13 protein-coding genes and 1 pseudogene are annotated in these 14,034 nt (G+C 34.4%); 5 read left to right on the top strand and 9 right to left on the bottom strand.

The features are described from left to right. Positions 1 to 47: 47 nt before the first annotated feature. The gene (locus RMO83_RS14035; RefSeq protein WP_310560326.1) at positions 48 to 320 is read left to right on the top strand and encodes a DUF2442 domain-containing protein; all 273 of its coding nucleotides are present in this window, start codon (positions 48 to 50) and stop codon (positions 318 to 320) included. Between the two features lie 8 nt (positions 321 to 328). After that, positions 329 to 439: pseudogene (locus tag RMO83_RS17020) on the top strand (DNA-directed DNA polymerase, family A domain protein); the annotation flags it as partial. A gap of 193 nt (positions 440 to 632) precedes the next feature. On the opposite strand, the gene RMO83_RS14040 reads toward RMO83_RS17020, so the two are convergent. Both RMO83_RS14040 and RMO83_RS14045 read right to left on the bottom strand, forming a co-directional pair. Continuing rightward, complete coding sequence (locus tag RMO83_RS14040) at positions 633 to 1,706, bottom strand: ATP-binding protein (protein WP_310560327.1); 1,074 nt, start codon at positions 1,704 to 1,706, stop codon at positions 633 to 635. 39 nt (positions 1,707 to 1,745) lie between these two features. Continuing rightward, positions 1,746 to 2,429 (bottom strand): response regulator transcription factor, encoded by a 684-nt coding sequence (locus RMO83_RS14045; protein WP_310560328.1) that lies wholly within the window; start codon positions 2,427 to 2,429, stop codon positions 1,746 to 1,748. Between the two features lie 422 nt (positions 2,430 to 2,851). Here RMO83_RS14045 and RMO83_RS14050 point away from each other — a divergent pair, with 422 nt between their 5' ends. The 3 genes from RMO83_RS14050 (at position 2,852) to RMO83_RS14060 (ending at position 5,225) form a co-directional block, all read left to right on the top strand. After that, positions 2,852 to 3,190 (top strand): T9SS type A sorting domain-containing protein, encoded by a 339-nt coding sequence (locus RMO83_RS14050; RefSeq protein WP_310560329.1) that lies wholly within the window; start codon positions 2,852 to 2,854, stop codon positions 3,188 to 3,190. A gap of 103 nt (positions 3,191 to 3,293) precedes the next feature. Then, a complete protein-coding gene (locus RMO83_RS14055) occupies positions 3,294 to 4,085 on the top strand; it encodes a T9SS type A sorting domain-containing protein (RefSeq protein ID WP_310560330.1) in 792 nt (263 codons plus the stop codon). Between the two features lie 117 nt (positions 4,086 to 4,202). Beyond that, positions 4,203 to 5,225, top strand: a complete 1,023-nt coding sequence (locus RMO83_RS14060; protein WP_310560331.1) for an acyl transferase — start codon at positions 4,203 to 4,205, stop codon at positions 5,223 to 5,225. Between the two features lie 84 nt (positions 5,226 to 5,309). On the opposite strand, the gene RMO83_RS14065 is transcribed toward RMO83_RS14060, so the two are convergent. The 7 genes from RMO83_RS14065 to RMO83_RS14095 all read right to left on the bottom strand — a co-directional run bounded on the left by RMO83_RS14065 (position 5,310) and on the right by RMO83_RS14095 (position 14,033). Continuing rightward, positions 5,310 to 6,086, bottom strand: coding sequence for a polysaccharide deacetylase family protein (locus tag RMO83_RS14065; RefSeq protein WP_310560332.1), 777 nt, complete (start codon positions 6,084 to 6,086; stop codon positions 5,310 to 5,312). 37 nt (positions 6,087 to 6,123) lie between these two features. After that, complete coding sequence (locus tag RMO83_RS14070; protein WP_310560333.1) at positions 6,124 to 6,843, bottom strand: GDSL-type esterase/lipase family protein; 720 nt, start codon at positions 6,841 to 6,843, stop codon at positions 6,124 to 6,126. Positions 6,844 to 6,847: 4 nt separating this feature from the next. Then, complete coding sequence (locus RMO83_RS14075; protein ID WP_310560334.1) at positions 6,848 to 9,193, bottom strand: glycoside hydrolase family 2 TIM barrel-domain containing protein; 2,346 nt, start codon at positions 9,191 to 9,193, stop codon at positions 6,848 to 6,850. Between the two features lie 11 nt (positions 9,194 to 9,204). Then, the gene (locus RMO83_RS14080) at positions 9,205 to 10,272 is read right to left on the bottom strand and encodes a glycosyl hydrolase 53 family protein (RefSeq protein ID WP_310560335.1); all 1,068 of its coding nucleotides are present in this window, start codon (positions 10,270 to 10,272) and stop codon (positions 9,205 to 9,207) included. A gap of 100 nt (positions 10,273 to 10,372) precedes the next feature. Next, complete coding sequence (locus RMO83_RS14085) at positions 10,373 to 11,404, bottom strand: T9SS type A sorting domain-containing protein (RefSeq protein WP_310560336.1); 1,032 nt, start codon at positions 11,402 to 11,404, stop codon at positions 10,373 to 10,375. Between the two features lie 114 nt (positions 11,405 to 11,518). After that, positions 11,519 to 12,736, bottom strand: a complete 1,218-nt coding sequence (locus RMO83_RS14090) for a glycosyl hydrolase 53 family protein (RefSeq protein WP_310560337.1) — start codon at positions 12,734 to 12,736, stop codon at positions 11,519 to 11,521. Positions 12,737 to 12,866: 130 nt separating this feature from the next. Beyond that, positions 12,867 to 14,033 (bottom strand): SusE domain-containing protein, encoded by a 1,167-nt coding sequence (locus RMO83_RS14095; RefSeq protein WP_310560338.1) that lies wholly within the window; start codon positions 14,031 to 14,033, stop codon positions 12,867 to 12,869. Position 14,034 lies beyond the last annotated feature (1 nt).

The following is a 14,034-nucleotide window of genomic DNA, read 5'->3' on the forward strand; positions in this document are numbered from 1 at the left end:
ATTTCTCCTTCGTCGAAATGACAAAATTCAAAAATTGAACCTTTAAGATGATTGATATGTTTCCAAAAATCATAACTGCCATACCAAAACCTGGTTATAAACTAGAGCTAGAATTTGAAAACAAAGTCTGGAAGGAATTTTCTGTTATGCCTTATCTTAATTTTCCAGTATTTCAACCTTTGAAGGACACATCGTTTTTCAATCAAGTTTTTGTAAAATACGATACCGTCGTTTGGGGAAAAGACGAAATCATAGATTTTGATCCTTATACACTTTGGACAGAAAGTATTGAAATATCGAAAAACAGTATTGCAAATTGAATTATTTTTTATTCGAAATCCAACCGATGAGTAAACACGAAATGGAAAATGCGTTTATAATGGATGTTCCGTTGGATGTTGAAATTGGAATGGGGAAAAATTGGCTGGAAGCGCATTAAATTTTAGATTGCAGATTGCAGATTTTAGATTGGAGCTGGCAGTTTGAGCAACTTTGTCCTTCCGTAGGAATCTTTTAAAACTGCTATAAGTAGTGAAGAAGGTAACCATAGCCGAAGTAATTCTAGTCATTACTTGGAAAAATGACTCAAAAGTTGTGTTTAGTAGTATTAAAAAAAATGAAATAATGATCAATTAATCCTTTGTGTTATTCCAATTAGCCTTGGTCAAAGTAAAAGAAAATTCTGAACCAATGCCATATTCACTTTCTACATATATTTTTTCTTTGTGAGCCTCTACAATATGCTTTACAATGGCGAGTCCCAATCCGGAGCCACCTTCACTGCGCGCTCCACTTTTATCAACGCGGTAGAAACGTTCGAAAATTCTGGGAAGGTTTTGACTTTCTATTCCTTCGCCATTATCGGTAATTCGAACTAAGACTTTTTTCTTGGTTAAATTAATGATGCTAACCTCTGTCAAGCCTCCTTCTTTGCCATATTTTATAGAATTGACAATCAAATTCTCTACAAGCTGTTGTAATTTGTCTTTATCTCCTTTGACTATAGTGGATTTGAGTTGATGATTTTCGAATGCCAAAGTAATTTTTTTCTTATCGGCTTTCATTTCTAATAAATCGAAAACATTTTGAATCAACTCCACAATATTAAATTCAGAAAATTCGAGATTCAAATCCCCTACTTCGAGCTTGGTAATCATATCTAAGTCTTCGACAATGTAGATCAATCGTTCTACACCTTTTTCGGCACGTTTCAAATATTTTTTCCGAATAATTTTATCATCCATTGCACCGTCTAGAAGTGTCGAAATATAACCTTGGACAGTAAATAGGGGGGTTTTGAGTTCGTGAGAAACATTACCTAAAAATTCCCTCCGGTATTTTTCTCGAACTTTTAGCATTTCGATTTCCAACTTTTTGTCGGAGGCAAACTTTTTAACTTCTCTAGTCAAAGCCTCAATATCGGTTGTTATGGGTTGGTCTAAAAAAGTACTAGATTCTAATAAAGAAATGTCGTCATAGATTTTCTTTACCCTGCGGTAAATAAATCTTTCCACTCTGTATTGTGTGGCTACAAATGAAAAGATAAAGACGATTAAAAAGAATATTGCACTAAACGAAAGCAAACTTTTAAACGGGTATTTAAACATTGCTTTTACCAAAAACATTGCAAAAAATGAAGCAAAAACACTTATGTATAATGCTGAGACTAGAGCAAACTTATAGGTTTTTTGAAAACTAATTTTCATTTTTTTTAATTTGAAGTGTTGCGCAAATTTAACAAAAAATTACACTTCAAATTTATAGCCAACACCTTTTATAGTTTTAAAGAAATCATCTCCAATTTTTTCTCGAAGTTTTCTGATGTGAACATCTATTGTTCTTCCTCCTACTACTACTTCGTTACCCCAAACCTTATCTAAAATTTCATCTCTTTTGAAAACTTTTCCGGGTTTTGATGCCAATAAATAAAATAATTCGAATTCTTTTCGAGGTAATGCAAGTACAAGACCGTCTTTTATAATTTGATATTCTTCGCGATTGATTTCAATACCACCCACATTAAGGGTTTCGCTATTTTTTTCTTGTTCTTTGAGCCTTCTTAACAATGCCTTAACTTTGCTTACCAATACTTTCGGCTTGATAGGTTTCGTTATATAATCGTCGGCTCCAGCATCAAAACCAGCGACTTGACTGTAATCTTCACTTCTGGCAGTTAAAAAAGCAATAATCACATTATTTAATTCAGGAATTTTTCGCATTATTTCACAAGCTTCCATCCCATCCATTTCTGGCATCATTACATCCATAATGATTAGGTCAGGCAATTCTTTTTTAGCTTTTACTACAGCCTCTTTTCCGTTAGAAGCGGTGAAAATTTGATATCCTTCTTGAGCAAGATTATACCCAACGATTTCTAAAATATCCGGTTCGTCGTCAACTAATAAAATTTTGGTATTTCGTTTTTTCATAGGTAAAAAGTAGTGCTTAGGGATTTATAAAGGTAAATATAAAACAAAACCCTTGTATGTTATAAAACGTTTTAAATAAGTTAACAATTTGGTAATACAATACACGCAAAACGACAATCATAAATTCCCGCAAGTACAACTATTATATTGAGTTAAATTTCCACCAAAGGAAACTAAAAAAATTTGTTTTTAACATTAGTATGAAATAATCGAATACTGAAAACACCATATCAGATTTTAAATAGCAACAAAATTTATCGTCTTAATTTTGTTAAAAAACTTTTGAAATGATTTAAAATGACAGATAAATAAGTTCTTTATTTACAAATTATAATGTAACCAATCAAAATTAACATAAAAATAATGTTTATGGTATGGATTTTGAAAAGTTTTTTATACATTTACAACTCCAAATCGAACTAATGAACAAAAATTACTTTTATATTATAATACTATTGGGATTTTTCTTTACAACGAGTGTTTCTGCTCAAGAAGGAAAACCACAATCCAAAACTCAAGAAACTACGGTTATCGAAGGATTAAACTTGTATCCAAACCCCGTTAGTAATGGCAAGGTTTACATTACATCGAAAAATGATTTAGATAAAAGTATCCTAATTTTTGATGTTCTTGGGAAAAAAGTATTACAAACTACAATTACTGCAAAGGAACTTAACATTTCTAATTTATCCCCAGGCGTTTATATTATTAAAATAGACGAGCAGCAAGCTACAGCTACAAGAAAACTTATCATAAAATAGATAAATCTCAAAGTTTTCCTTGATTTAATGATTTTTTTACACTGTTTTTTTATTTTAGCTATATATTTTATTATATTTGCCTAACTAATTTAAAAAAAAAGTTATGAAAAAATTTTACACTTTACTATTTTTCCTTGCAATTGCACTAACTGCAAATGCTCAAACTAATTTGATTACAAATGCTGGTTTTGAGACTTGGACCGCAGGACTTCCCGATTCTTGGTTCACAACAGGATCAACTGTTGCACAAAGTACTACAGTTTATCGCAGTGGCGCAAGTTCTATTGGCTTGACATCGCCAGCAACTAGCAACAAAACAATTAGTCCAACAACAGATACACCAGTAACAGCTGGTGTGACTTATGTTTTTTCTGGTTGGTATTTAGATAACAGTACTTCTGCAAGATTTAGATATTGGAATCAATTTAGAACTGCTGCGGGAACTACTGGTACAGATACGGGTGGAAATCCATTACAAGGAACTGAGTATTCTGTAGATTCTCCTTCTTGGCAATTTTTCACTGCCGAAGCAGTTCCAAATCCAACTTCAACTGTTGCAAGACCAGGACTTAGAATATACGCTGAAACAGCTACTGCATCAGGTGGTGTTATATATTTTGACGATATTATGTTTTTTGACAAATCTACTTTACGTGTTGATGCCAAAGATTTCGATAATCAAATAAAAATGGCAACTGTTGTTTCTGATGTTTTAAGAATTCAAATGCCGTCAAGAGCCACAGTAAATATTTATTCAGTTGACGGAAAATTATTTAGTTCAAATAGAGTAAACAGTAATGAAGCAATTAGTACTCAGTCACTAGCAAAAGGTATTTATTTAGTAACTATTCAAAATGATTATGCTAAAACTAGCAGAAAAATTATCAAAAATTAATTAATTAAATTTCATTTTAAAAAACTCCAATTCAAAGTTGGAGTTTTTTTATTTTTAGCTCAGTAGGTTTTGAAACCCTGAAAGCAAGCTATATCTTTGCCCACTGAAACCCATACTTTGATTCCAACTCCTGACATATTTGCGATTTCAAGTCGAAAGCAATTTGAAAAAATTGCGCTCAAAACATTTCGTTTTCAATACGAAAACAACTTAGTGTATCGCGAATTTTGCGAATTTTTGAAAACTGATGTTCAAAAAGTAAAATCATTAGATCAAATTCCGTTTTTACCTATCCAATTTTTCAAAAGTCATAAAGTTATTTCTAATGAAAACCCTATTCAAGAAACCTTTAGCAGTAGTGGAACAACCAGCCCCCTTGCCCCCAAAGGGGGTGAATCGGATGAAAAATTATCTCCTGTAACTAGCAAACACTTCGTTACCAATGTTTCTTTATACGAAGAAAGTTACCGAAAAGGATTCTCTCAGTTTTATGGAAATATTGAGGATTATGTGATTTTGGCTTTGCTTCCCTCCTATTTAGAACGAGAAGGTTCTTCGCTAATTTATATGGTCGAAGATTTAATACAAATGACCAAAAATCCCGAAAGTGGCTTTTATCTTTACAACCACGAAGAACTCATCGAAAAATTGCTCCGATTAGATACTTCTGGTCAAAACGTGATTTTGATTGGCGTTACTTATGCATTGTTGGATTTAATCGAGAAATATCTTTTTCAATTGCACAACACCCTTATTATGGAGACTGGCGGAATGAAAGGCAAGCGCAAAGAAATGATTCGTGAAGAATTGCACGAACAACTTTGCGAAGGTTTTGGCGTTACGGCTATTCATTCTGAATATGGAATGACAGAGTTATTGTCGCAAGCGTACTCATTAGGGAATGGCGTATTTGAATGTCCATCGTGGATGCAAATTCTCATTCGCGAAACGGAAGATGCATTGACTTATGTTTCAGACGGAAAAACGGGTGGAATTAATGTGATCGATTTGGCTAACATTAATTCGTGTTCCTTTATTGCTACTCAAGATTTGGGCAAAAAAAATCCAAATAATTCCTTTGAAGTTTTGGGACGTTTTGATAATTCCGATATTCGCGGGTGTAATTTGATGGTTGTTTAACCCCGAAGACACGAAGAAGACGTAGCCAAGCGCAGCGAACAGACGAAGTAAAGTTCACAAAGAATAAATATACCTAACAATAAACTATTTCATCTTCTCAATCGTTACAAACGTATATCCTTGTGATTTGGCGTAAAGTATCATGTTTTCTAAGGCAACTAACTTCTCATCTGATTTTCCGAAATCTTTATCATGCATCAAAACAATTGCACCAGGATGAAGTTTGGCTGTAAACGTATTTAGCATACTATCGCCATCGTTTTGTGTGATGTCCCAGTCCATCGTTGTAATAGACCAAAGTACCGTCGTAATTCCTTTATTTCCAAGAAAATCAATTTGTTTTTGAGTAATCGCTCCAAAAGGAGGTCTGTAATAGTTAGATTGAATCCCTGCAACAGTTTTTAATTCTGCAATAGTTTTTAAAACTTGCTGTTCCCATACCAAATTTTCGTCTAGCTCATAACCGTTTGTATGATCCCAACTATGATTGGCAATTTGATGTCCGGATTTCTTCGCTTTTATAATAATTTCCTTATTAGCTGCGAGATTGATTCCAAGCCAAAAAAAAGTGGCTTTAACATTATTTTTATTTAAAACATCTAAAATTTCGTTGGACAAATTGGTTGGTCCATCATCAAATGTGAAAGCTACGACTTTACTTCCGTTTTTTCCTCGATCCAAACGATATTCATTACTTAATTTTTCTTGTTCTAAAGAACGGCTTTGAATTAATTGCAAACTATCTCGCTTTTCAGTAATAGCTTTACTACTAATTTTATCCTTAGTCCCTTTACAACTAATAAACAAGACACAAAAAAGTAAAAGATAAGGAATTATTATACTCTGTAAAAATCGTGTCATATTTAATAAATATCATTAGTAGTTCAAAAATAACATATTACTTATTGACATAATCTTTGACATAATTCTGCCAAAGAATATATCCTTCTTCTGTTAAATGGACTCCATCAAAAGAATAGCTACTTATCATTAAATCATTTGCATCTGCAAATAAACTATGAAGGTCGATAATTTGACAATATTTACTTTGAATATCGCTCATTATGATTGCATTTGTTTTTTGAATTTTTTGTTTCAAAGGCGTGTCTTTGGAAGTAGGCAAAATCGTTTGGACATATATTTTGGTTTTTGGAGATTCCAAATGAATTTTGTCTACAATAGATTTAATATTGCTGGCCACGTATTCAGGTGTTAACTCGTCACGAAATAAATCATTGATTCCGATTTTTATAAATACCTTTTTTGGTTTGAAATAATAAATTTCAGCTAATCTGTTTATCACTCCGGCGGTTACATCGCCTGCAATTCCTCTATTTTTTACTGTAGAATTATTGAATCTTTGTCCCCAATTTCGGCCTTGTTCTGTAATACTGTTTCCTATAAAAACAATATCCCCAAATTGAAGCGGATTGGCTTTAAATTCGGCAATTCTTTCTATATAATGTTTTTTTGTCCATTCTGAATGATTTGGAATCACTATACTTGGCGAAGGATATAGACTATTAGTGTCTACAGAGGGATTATTAGGGATTTCTTTTTGTAATGAACAGGACGTTAAACTAAACAAAGTTATGGCTACAATAAATATGATTTTCATTTGGTTAATTTTTAAGTGACGGTTTAATTTCTAAAGTTCCGTTTTGCAAATTTTTATCTGATGCTTTTATCACTATCAATTTTTTGAAATGATTCGTCTTAAGAACAATAGTCGCAATTCCCGCTTCGGCTTTTACTGGATTTTCTCCAATTAACTCGGCATTTCCTTCGGCTATAGAAAAAATAATTTCGTTTGTTGCAGCCGGGATTATTGTTCCGTTGGCATCCGTAATTTTAGCATAAACAAAAACCATATCTGGAAAATCAGGATTGATTGGTTTTGATGAAATGTCATAAGTCAACTCAATTTTAGTTGGTTTTTCGGGAGTTTTGACAACGTTAGAAACCACTTTTGCGTCGTTGATAAAACCCTCAGCTCGCAATATTCCCGGGACAAATTTACCCATCTTGAAAATAAACGGAGGATGTTTTAATTGATCACTGTTTTCATTGATTAATGGTTTTTGTTTGGCAACCAAAATATCATTCAAATACAAAGCAACCTCAGAGCAGTTGCTATAAACGGTCACATTTAGAGGAGATGTTTCCGTCCAATTATTTGCAATAGTCACCATTTGTCCTGAGGTCAATTTTTTATCCAAAACAACACTGGCATCACGCTGACTTTGGTAAAAAGAGTAAGCGAACTTCGGAATTCTAAAAATATCACTTATTCCTGAACTCTCCAAATCTGTGCTGTAGCCGCGATTGTAATCAAACATTACCCAATTGGCTTCTCCAATAGTCTGGGCTCCTTTTCTGTTCGAATTGGCTGCTTCCTGAAAATTATAAGCTTGCTGTAATAAGCGTTTTTCGCCAAAACCACGCAATTGTCGAGAGGTCCTTTCGTCTTCCTTTAAATTAGAGAATTCCTTTTGATTGAATCCGGCATTTTGTGCATAATATTCCCAATCGCCGTATTCAGCAATGAAAATTTTTCTCTTCCCTTTATTATACTTATTCCAATAATCAGGTTCTTTGCCGTGTTGACGAGCCGGAATAAAAATATCATAATTTTCGTTGTCAATCCAACAAGCGGTATAATTATTTGCAAATGGTATTTCCTCTTTTAAGTTTTTTGATGCTTCTTTCATAAAACTTTCACTCATTTGCGTTTCGTTTAGAGAAGCTTCCCAAAAAATAATACTCGGATGATTTCGATCTCTTTTGGCCATTTCGCGAATGTCTTGAAGGGCATTTTTCTGGAAAGTCTCATTACCAAAAAACTGCCAACCCGTTAAGCTGTTCATTACCAAAATTCCCAATTCGTCGCAAGCATTTAAGAAAGCTTCGGCGTGCGGATAATGTGACATTCGCACAAAATCAAAACCGGCATTTTTAATTTTTACCGCATCGCGATATTGTGCTTCGTCCGAAATAGCATAACCCAAATAGGGATATTCCTGATGTTGGTTGGTTCCAGTAATATATAATTTCTCGTCGTTGAGATAATAGCCGTCTTCTTTGATTTCAGATTTTCGGATTCCAATTTTTTCTGAATAAGTATCAATAACAGTATTATCAGTAATAACTTGGACTTCTAAATTGTATAAATTAGGTTTTGAAATTGACCATAATTTTGGATTATCGACTACAATTTTTTGCGTAAAGGCTTTATCTGAATTGGCATTAAAAGTAATCGCTTCCGAATTAAATTCGAGTTTTTTGCCTTCATTGTCAGATAAAATAAATTTCAAGTTTGCTTTCTTTTCGAAAGTGTATTCATTTTTTAAATGCACCTGAAATGTTCCTGAAACTTTGCTTTTGTTGATGTTGTCAAAATTTACATAAATTCCGCCACTGGCTTTTTTATTAGCCTGAATAGGATTGGTAATGTATAATTTATCGGTAGTAATGAGATATACATTTCTGTAAATGCCGCCATAGTAATTAAAATCCAAATCCTTCAATGGCTTTCCGGGAAGAAATTCCGGATTGTCTTCGTTGTTGACTTTGACTTTAATTGTGTTGCCTTTCGATTTCAAAAAAGGAGTCACATCAACTGTAAAAGGTAAATATCCGCCTTTGTGATTGGTCACCTTTTGGTCGTTGATCCACACATCGGCTTCTTGCATCACACCTTCAAAATATAAGAAGACTTTCTTGTTTTTAGAATTGCAAACAGAAAACTTTTTTTGATACCAACAGGTTCCTTGAAACTGGTTATTGACCACCAAAGGTTCAATTTTCGCGATATGTGGAATTGTAATTTTCTCCCAATTGGAATTTAGTTCTTCTCTTTTAAATTCCCAATCTGAAACAAAATTAATTTTTGTTCTGGTTTGTGCTAATGCTTTTCCAATAGAAAAAATTAGCATTATAAAAAGTATATTTCTTAAAATGAATTTCATTATAGTTGTAATTAATTTTTAAAAGCATCAAGAGCAAGTGAAGGTTTCCCGCCGGCTTGCCAAGCATTTAATTGATAACCACTCCAGCTTTTTTCGCCTTCTGGTTCCCAATAAATGACACCAAGACCCTTATTATTTGGCACTGCTTTTACTGCTTTTATAACGGCAACCAACATATCTTTGGTGTTTTGAACCAAGGTGTAATCGCCCCCAACTTCCACAACCATAACTTCTTTTCCATATCTAGAAACCATATCTTTTAGATTGTTTTCCAAATCAAGAATCGTAGCCGTGTAATCGCTTTTTATCCAATACGGATAATAAGAAAGTCCAATGATGTCATATTTTACATTATTGGCTTTGGCATTATCAAAAAACCATCTGAACTTGGTATTATTATTTCCTTCGTCAACATGCACGATTACTTTTATGTTTGAATTTACTGCTTTTGCGGCTTCGTACCCTTTATTTAATAATTGTGCCAATTGACTGAAATTAGAAGATTTGCCTTCAGGCCACAACATTCCTCCTGGAATTTCGTTGCCAACCTGAACCCATTCGGGAGTTACTCCAGCAGATTTCAATGCTGTTAAAACTTCAAAAGTGTGTTTGTAAACGTCGTTTTGCAACTCGACAAAAGTGTGGTTTGCCCAAGCAGCAGGTTTGGCTTGTTTTCCGGGATCGGCCCAAGTATCACTATAATGAAAGTCAATCATAATGCGCATTCCCATTTTTTGAGCGCGAACCGCCATCACGACAGTTTCGGATGGACTGCAATGACCACTCGCTTTATCGTTGGATGGATTTACCCAAACCCGAAGCCGAATTGTATTCATTCCCCTGTCTTTTAGTAATTGCAAACAGTCTTTTGGCGTGCCATCTGCATCATAAAATTTATATCCTGTTGCTTCCATCTGAGGCAGCCAACCGACGTCAGCTCCTTTTGAAAAAACAAAAGTTGTAGGTCCGGGAAGTGGTTCAGGTGTTGACTCAGTTGGTTGCGCACCACTGCAGGAATTAATTAGTAGTGTAATTATTGTGATCAAAACTAATTGAAATTGCACTTTAGATTTCTTCATGTTTAGTTATAAAACGGAGTAAAACTTGTGTATACATTTTGTATTAAAAAAAGTTCAGTTCCTAAAATTATTAATTATTTTTTATAAGGCTTCATGAAATTCATTTTTTTTGAAATTTAAATTGTTTGGCTTCACCTTCTGAACTCACAGACAAAATATAAAAACCTGAACTTAAATTAGAAACATCGATTGCATCATTATTCAAAGTTTTGGGTTTGACAATAGTTTTACCTAAAATATCAACAATACTGAATGAAGCACTATCTAAACTATCGGCATTGGCAATTTTTAAAACATCGGAAACTGGATTTGGATATACTGACAATCCTTTAATTAAATTTTTTTTGTCAATACCCAACGGAGCCGCTGTAAAATTATAACCTACTGTTGAATAATCGCCTGCCAACCAATTTCCGCCGGCATCCTTTAATTCAAGAGTTACTCTATAATTTTGATTCCCTGTCAAAGACGAAGTTGGAGTTGTTTCTGCTGGAATTGCAACAGTAAACGTTCCTGTTACATTAGTCCCTGCAACTGCTGGATCTAATTCTACATAACCCACTGTGCTAATATAATCCCAAGCATTAACACCTCCGTTTTTAGTAACAGCTACAGAAACTTTTCCAGCTGCTGCTACTGTATATTTATAATTAACAGCTAAATTCATTCCTACTTGTGTACTAGTGGGGATTGTAGTAGCAGTAATGGATGGAGTGACTGCTGCGGCCGCTGTAAAGTTTAATTGTGTTGCTGGATAATCGCCTGCTATCCAGGTATAAGAAGGCAGCGATTTCAACTCAATGGCTATTTTATAATTTTGAAGTCCAGTTAAATTAGCAGTTGGCGTCGTGCCACTTGGTATTGTGATATTAAAAGAACCCGTAACATCAGTACCTGCTACAGCTAAATCCAACCCTTGGCCAGCAACATAAGAAATGTAAGTCCAGTCATTTTGTAAATTTATCCCGCAAAAAATATAACTGTCTGCTGCAACTGTGTATTTGTAATCTACTTTGAGAACAGTTCCTACTGCTACAGGATTGGAGATGACTGATGTAATTGTAACAGATTGTGCTATTACATTAAATGAAATAGAAGCACATAGTAGTAAAAAGAGTAATTGTTTTTTCATGATTGTTTGTTTTTAATTGTTAAAGGTTTGTAATTGTTCTAGTTTATTGATTTAATAAGCAGGAATAAAGGAACGTATTCCTGCTTATCATTTTTTTTAGAATCTCTAAAATGTCTATTTTTGAATAATTTCATTCATCCAATTAACTCCGTCGTGCAGGTTGTAATTAAAATCCCAAAAGGCTTTATTTTCCCACGATGAACCAGCTCCATATTGATCTGGAAAAATCAATGTTTTTGACCCAACCCATTCACCTCCCCAATAAATTATGCCTATGCCACCTGCATCATATAATTCTTGCCCAAAATCCTTCATGTATTTTTTTTGCGTATTTGTAGTTGGTGGATTATTGTAACCAGCAGGTATATTTTCAACACCGAGAATATCAACGTGTGCATCATTGCCACCGGTTCTGAATAATTGTGCGGTTTCCATAATTAGAAAATCCTTTTGGTATGTAGTTTTTACGAATCCAACTACTTCAGTCCAACTCTTGAAATCTCCTAAAGAATGCCAAGCGTGATAATGAGAAAGTGCCATAATATCAAAGTCCAATCCATTGCTGACGTGAGATTTTAACCAAAATTTTAGACTGGCCGCATCAAAAATATGGCAGGCAATTTTGATATTTAATCCATATTTTTTATTTAAATCTCTAACCGCTTTAGTTCCTGCGTTCAACAATTTTACTGTACGAACAACGCTATAAGCAGGCAAATCACTTTCTTTCATATTTGGTTCTAAAAATCTTTGGTTAGTTTCATTACCAATAGCAACAATTTCTGGAACTAAACCAGCTTTGATATAATCTTCTAATACGGTAGTGGTGTGCACATAAACTGCTTCTTTTAACTTTTCAACATCAGTTGCAAAACCCTGCCACGCTAATGGAGCAACATAACTGTTTAATCTTTGGCTGTCCTCTAAAGCCATAGATTGATAACCAAAAGTTAACAAAGTTTTTAGACCCGCATTTTTGGCTCTTTGCATTTGTGTTTTTACTTTTTCGGGGGAGCCAAAGTCAACATCTGCATAACCTTTAGTGTAGCTACTTTTATAGGGAGGATTATCAATTCGTAGCCGAACAATGTTTCCACCATGATCTGCTATGCTTTTAAAGGCATCTTTTGGCACGCCATTTTCTTTGAATACTACGTTGCCATAGGTTTCCTGAGGGGCTACATAAGCCATATAAGTTCCTTTATAAAACACATCACTGGGTTTGGGTATATAGGTAGTTGGTGTTGGAATAGGGTTTTCCATAGAACAACCAAATTGTGCAACTACAGTGAGAAGCCCTATGATTTGTATTAATCGGTATTTTGCAAACATTTTATATATGTGTTAAATTAATTATTTTAGTAGCCTAAACGGAGTTTCTGTTCTCTTTCAAATGCAAACATCTATTGATGATTTTGTGTCTATTAAATCTCTTTGGATATAAATTAAGAATAAAAAGGTTTTAAGGTTTTAAAACATAAGTTCCTGATTTAAAATTGACCGTTATCGTATAATTTCCAGGATTAGGAGCAGTTATACTACTTCCTGCCCAATTAGGCGCTTGATTTAAAGTTAGATTACCAGCCAATGATGGTTCAGCGTCTGTTCTTCCAAGATAAGCTGGGGTTGACCAAGTAGCATTGGCATTGAGGAAAGCAAATTTACCCGCTTTAAGTGTTGTTGTGAGCGTGAAAGTATTGTTGTCTACTTTGGTAAATTTTTGAGCATTACCCGGAGCATTCCATCCATTGGTAGTAGCATCACCAATAATGTATAGTTCAGCTGGCGAAGGCATTAAAACTGTAGGAGTTATGGAATAAGTACCTGTGGTAAAGTCAAGAATAACTTGGTAAACTCCCGAAACAGCAGGAGATTTTATAGGATTACCACCCCAGCTCGTTGCCGAACCTCTAGGTTCAAAAGTGCCGTTACTTTGAGGATTAGCATTGGCCTCCATTGTTACATAAGCTGGATCTGACCAGGTTGAAGCAGCACTAATGACAGCAAAATTTTTCCCTCCTGTTAAGGTTACAATAAGTCCAAAACGATGGTCATCTATCTGAGTCATTTTTTGTATGTCGGTTACTGGAGTTCCCCAATTGGATGGGACAGCATCTCCTTGAAGATAGAGTTCTGCAGGCATTGGATATTTAAGAATAAGCGTGTTGTAAGGAGTTATTGTCAATGTGCTTACGTTCGAATAAATAGGCAAAGCTCCATATTTCAGGTTGGCTTTTAGTCGAACTTTTATTTTTGAGGCCACAGCTGGAGCCAGTTCTAATGCAAAAGCCTTAGCATTCAAGTCGGCGTGAGTCAAGGATATAGTATTACCCGATGCTATAGCAATTTCCTGAGGACTTACAAATTCACCATCGCTTTTGTCCATTTGCAAAGTGTAAGTCAATGGCGTGTCGATTCCGTACCAAGATGTATTATCCCAGCTAAATTTAACGGCAATATTTACATTCGCATCCATTTTATCTAGTACAATTTCACTTGCGCTATTGGTTAATAAAAATTTGCCTTCAGCAGGTGTTTCTGCCACTGCTTTCAAGCTATCATCGGTGCAAGAATAAGCGGATGCCACAATCAGCAAGATGGCGAATACTATTTTAAAAAACTTTTTCATA

The organism is Flavobacterium sp., assembly GCF_031423415.1.
In the GTDB taxonomy this organism is placed as follows: Bacteria; Bacteroidota; Bacteroidia; order Flavobacteriales; family Flavobacteriaceae; genus Flavobacterium.

Excerpts from the sequence above, each read along its gene's own strand:
- RMO83_RS14035 (WP_310560326.1), top strand. The coding sequence starts at position 48 with ATGATTGATATGTTTCCAAAAATCATAACTGCCATACCAAAACCTGGT.
- RMO83_RS14040 (WP_310560327.1), bottom strand. The coding sequence starts at position 1,706 with ATGAAAATTAGTTTTCAAAAAACCTATAAGTTTGCTCTAGTCTCAGCA.
- RMO83_RS14045 (WP_310560328.1), bottom strand. The coding sequence starts at position 2,429 with ATGAAAAAACGAAATACCAAAATTTTATTAGTTGACGACGAACCGGAT.
- RMO83_RS14050 (WP_310560329.1), top strand. The coding sequence starts at position 2,852 with ATGAACAAAAATTACTTTTATATTATAATACTATTGGGATTTTTCTTT.
- RMO83_RS14055 (WP_310560330.1), top strand. The coding sequence starts at position 3,294 with ATGAAAAAATTTTACACTTTACTATTTTTCCTTGCAATTGCACTAACT.
- RMO83_RS14065 (WP_310560332.1), bottom strand. The coding sequence starts at position 6,086 with ATGACACGATTTTTACAGAGTATAATAATTCCTTATCTTTTACTTTTT.
- RMO83_RS14070 (WP_310560333.1), bottom strand. The coding sequence starts at position 6,843 with ATGAAAATCATATTTATTGTAGCCATAACTTTGTTTAGTTTAACGTCC.
- RMO83_RS14075 (WP_310560334.1), bottom strand. The coding sequence starts at position 9,193 with ATGAAATTCATTTTAAGAAATATACTTTTTATAATGCTAATTTTTTCT.
- RMO83_RS14080 (WP_310560335.1), bottom strand. The coding sequence starts at position 10,272 with ATGAAGAAATCTAAAGTGCAATTTCAATTAGTTTTGATCACAATAATT.
- RMO83_RS14085 (WP_310560336.1), bottom strand. The coding sequence starts at position 11,404 with ATGAAAAAACAATTACTCTTTTTACTACTATGTGCTTCTATTTCATTT.
- RMO83_RS14090 (WP_310560337.1), bottom strand. The coding sequence starts at position 12,736 with ATGTTTGCAAAATACCGATTAATACAAATCATAGGGCTTCTCACTGTA.
- RMO83_RS14095 (WP_310560338.1), bottom strand. The coding sequence starts at position 14,033 with ATGAAAAAGTTTTTTAAAATAGTATTCGCCATCTTGCTGATTGTGGCA.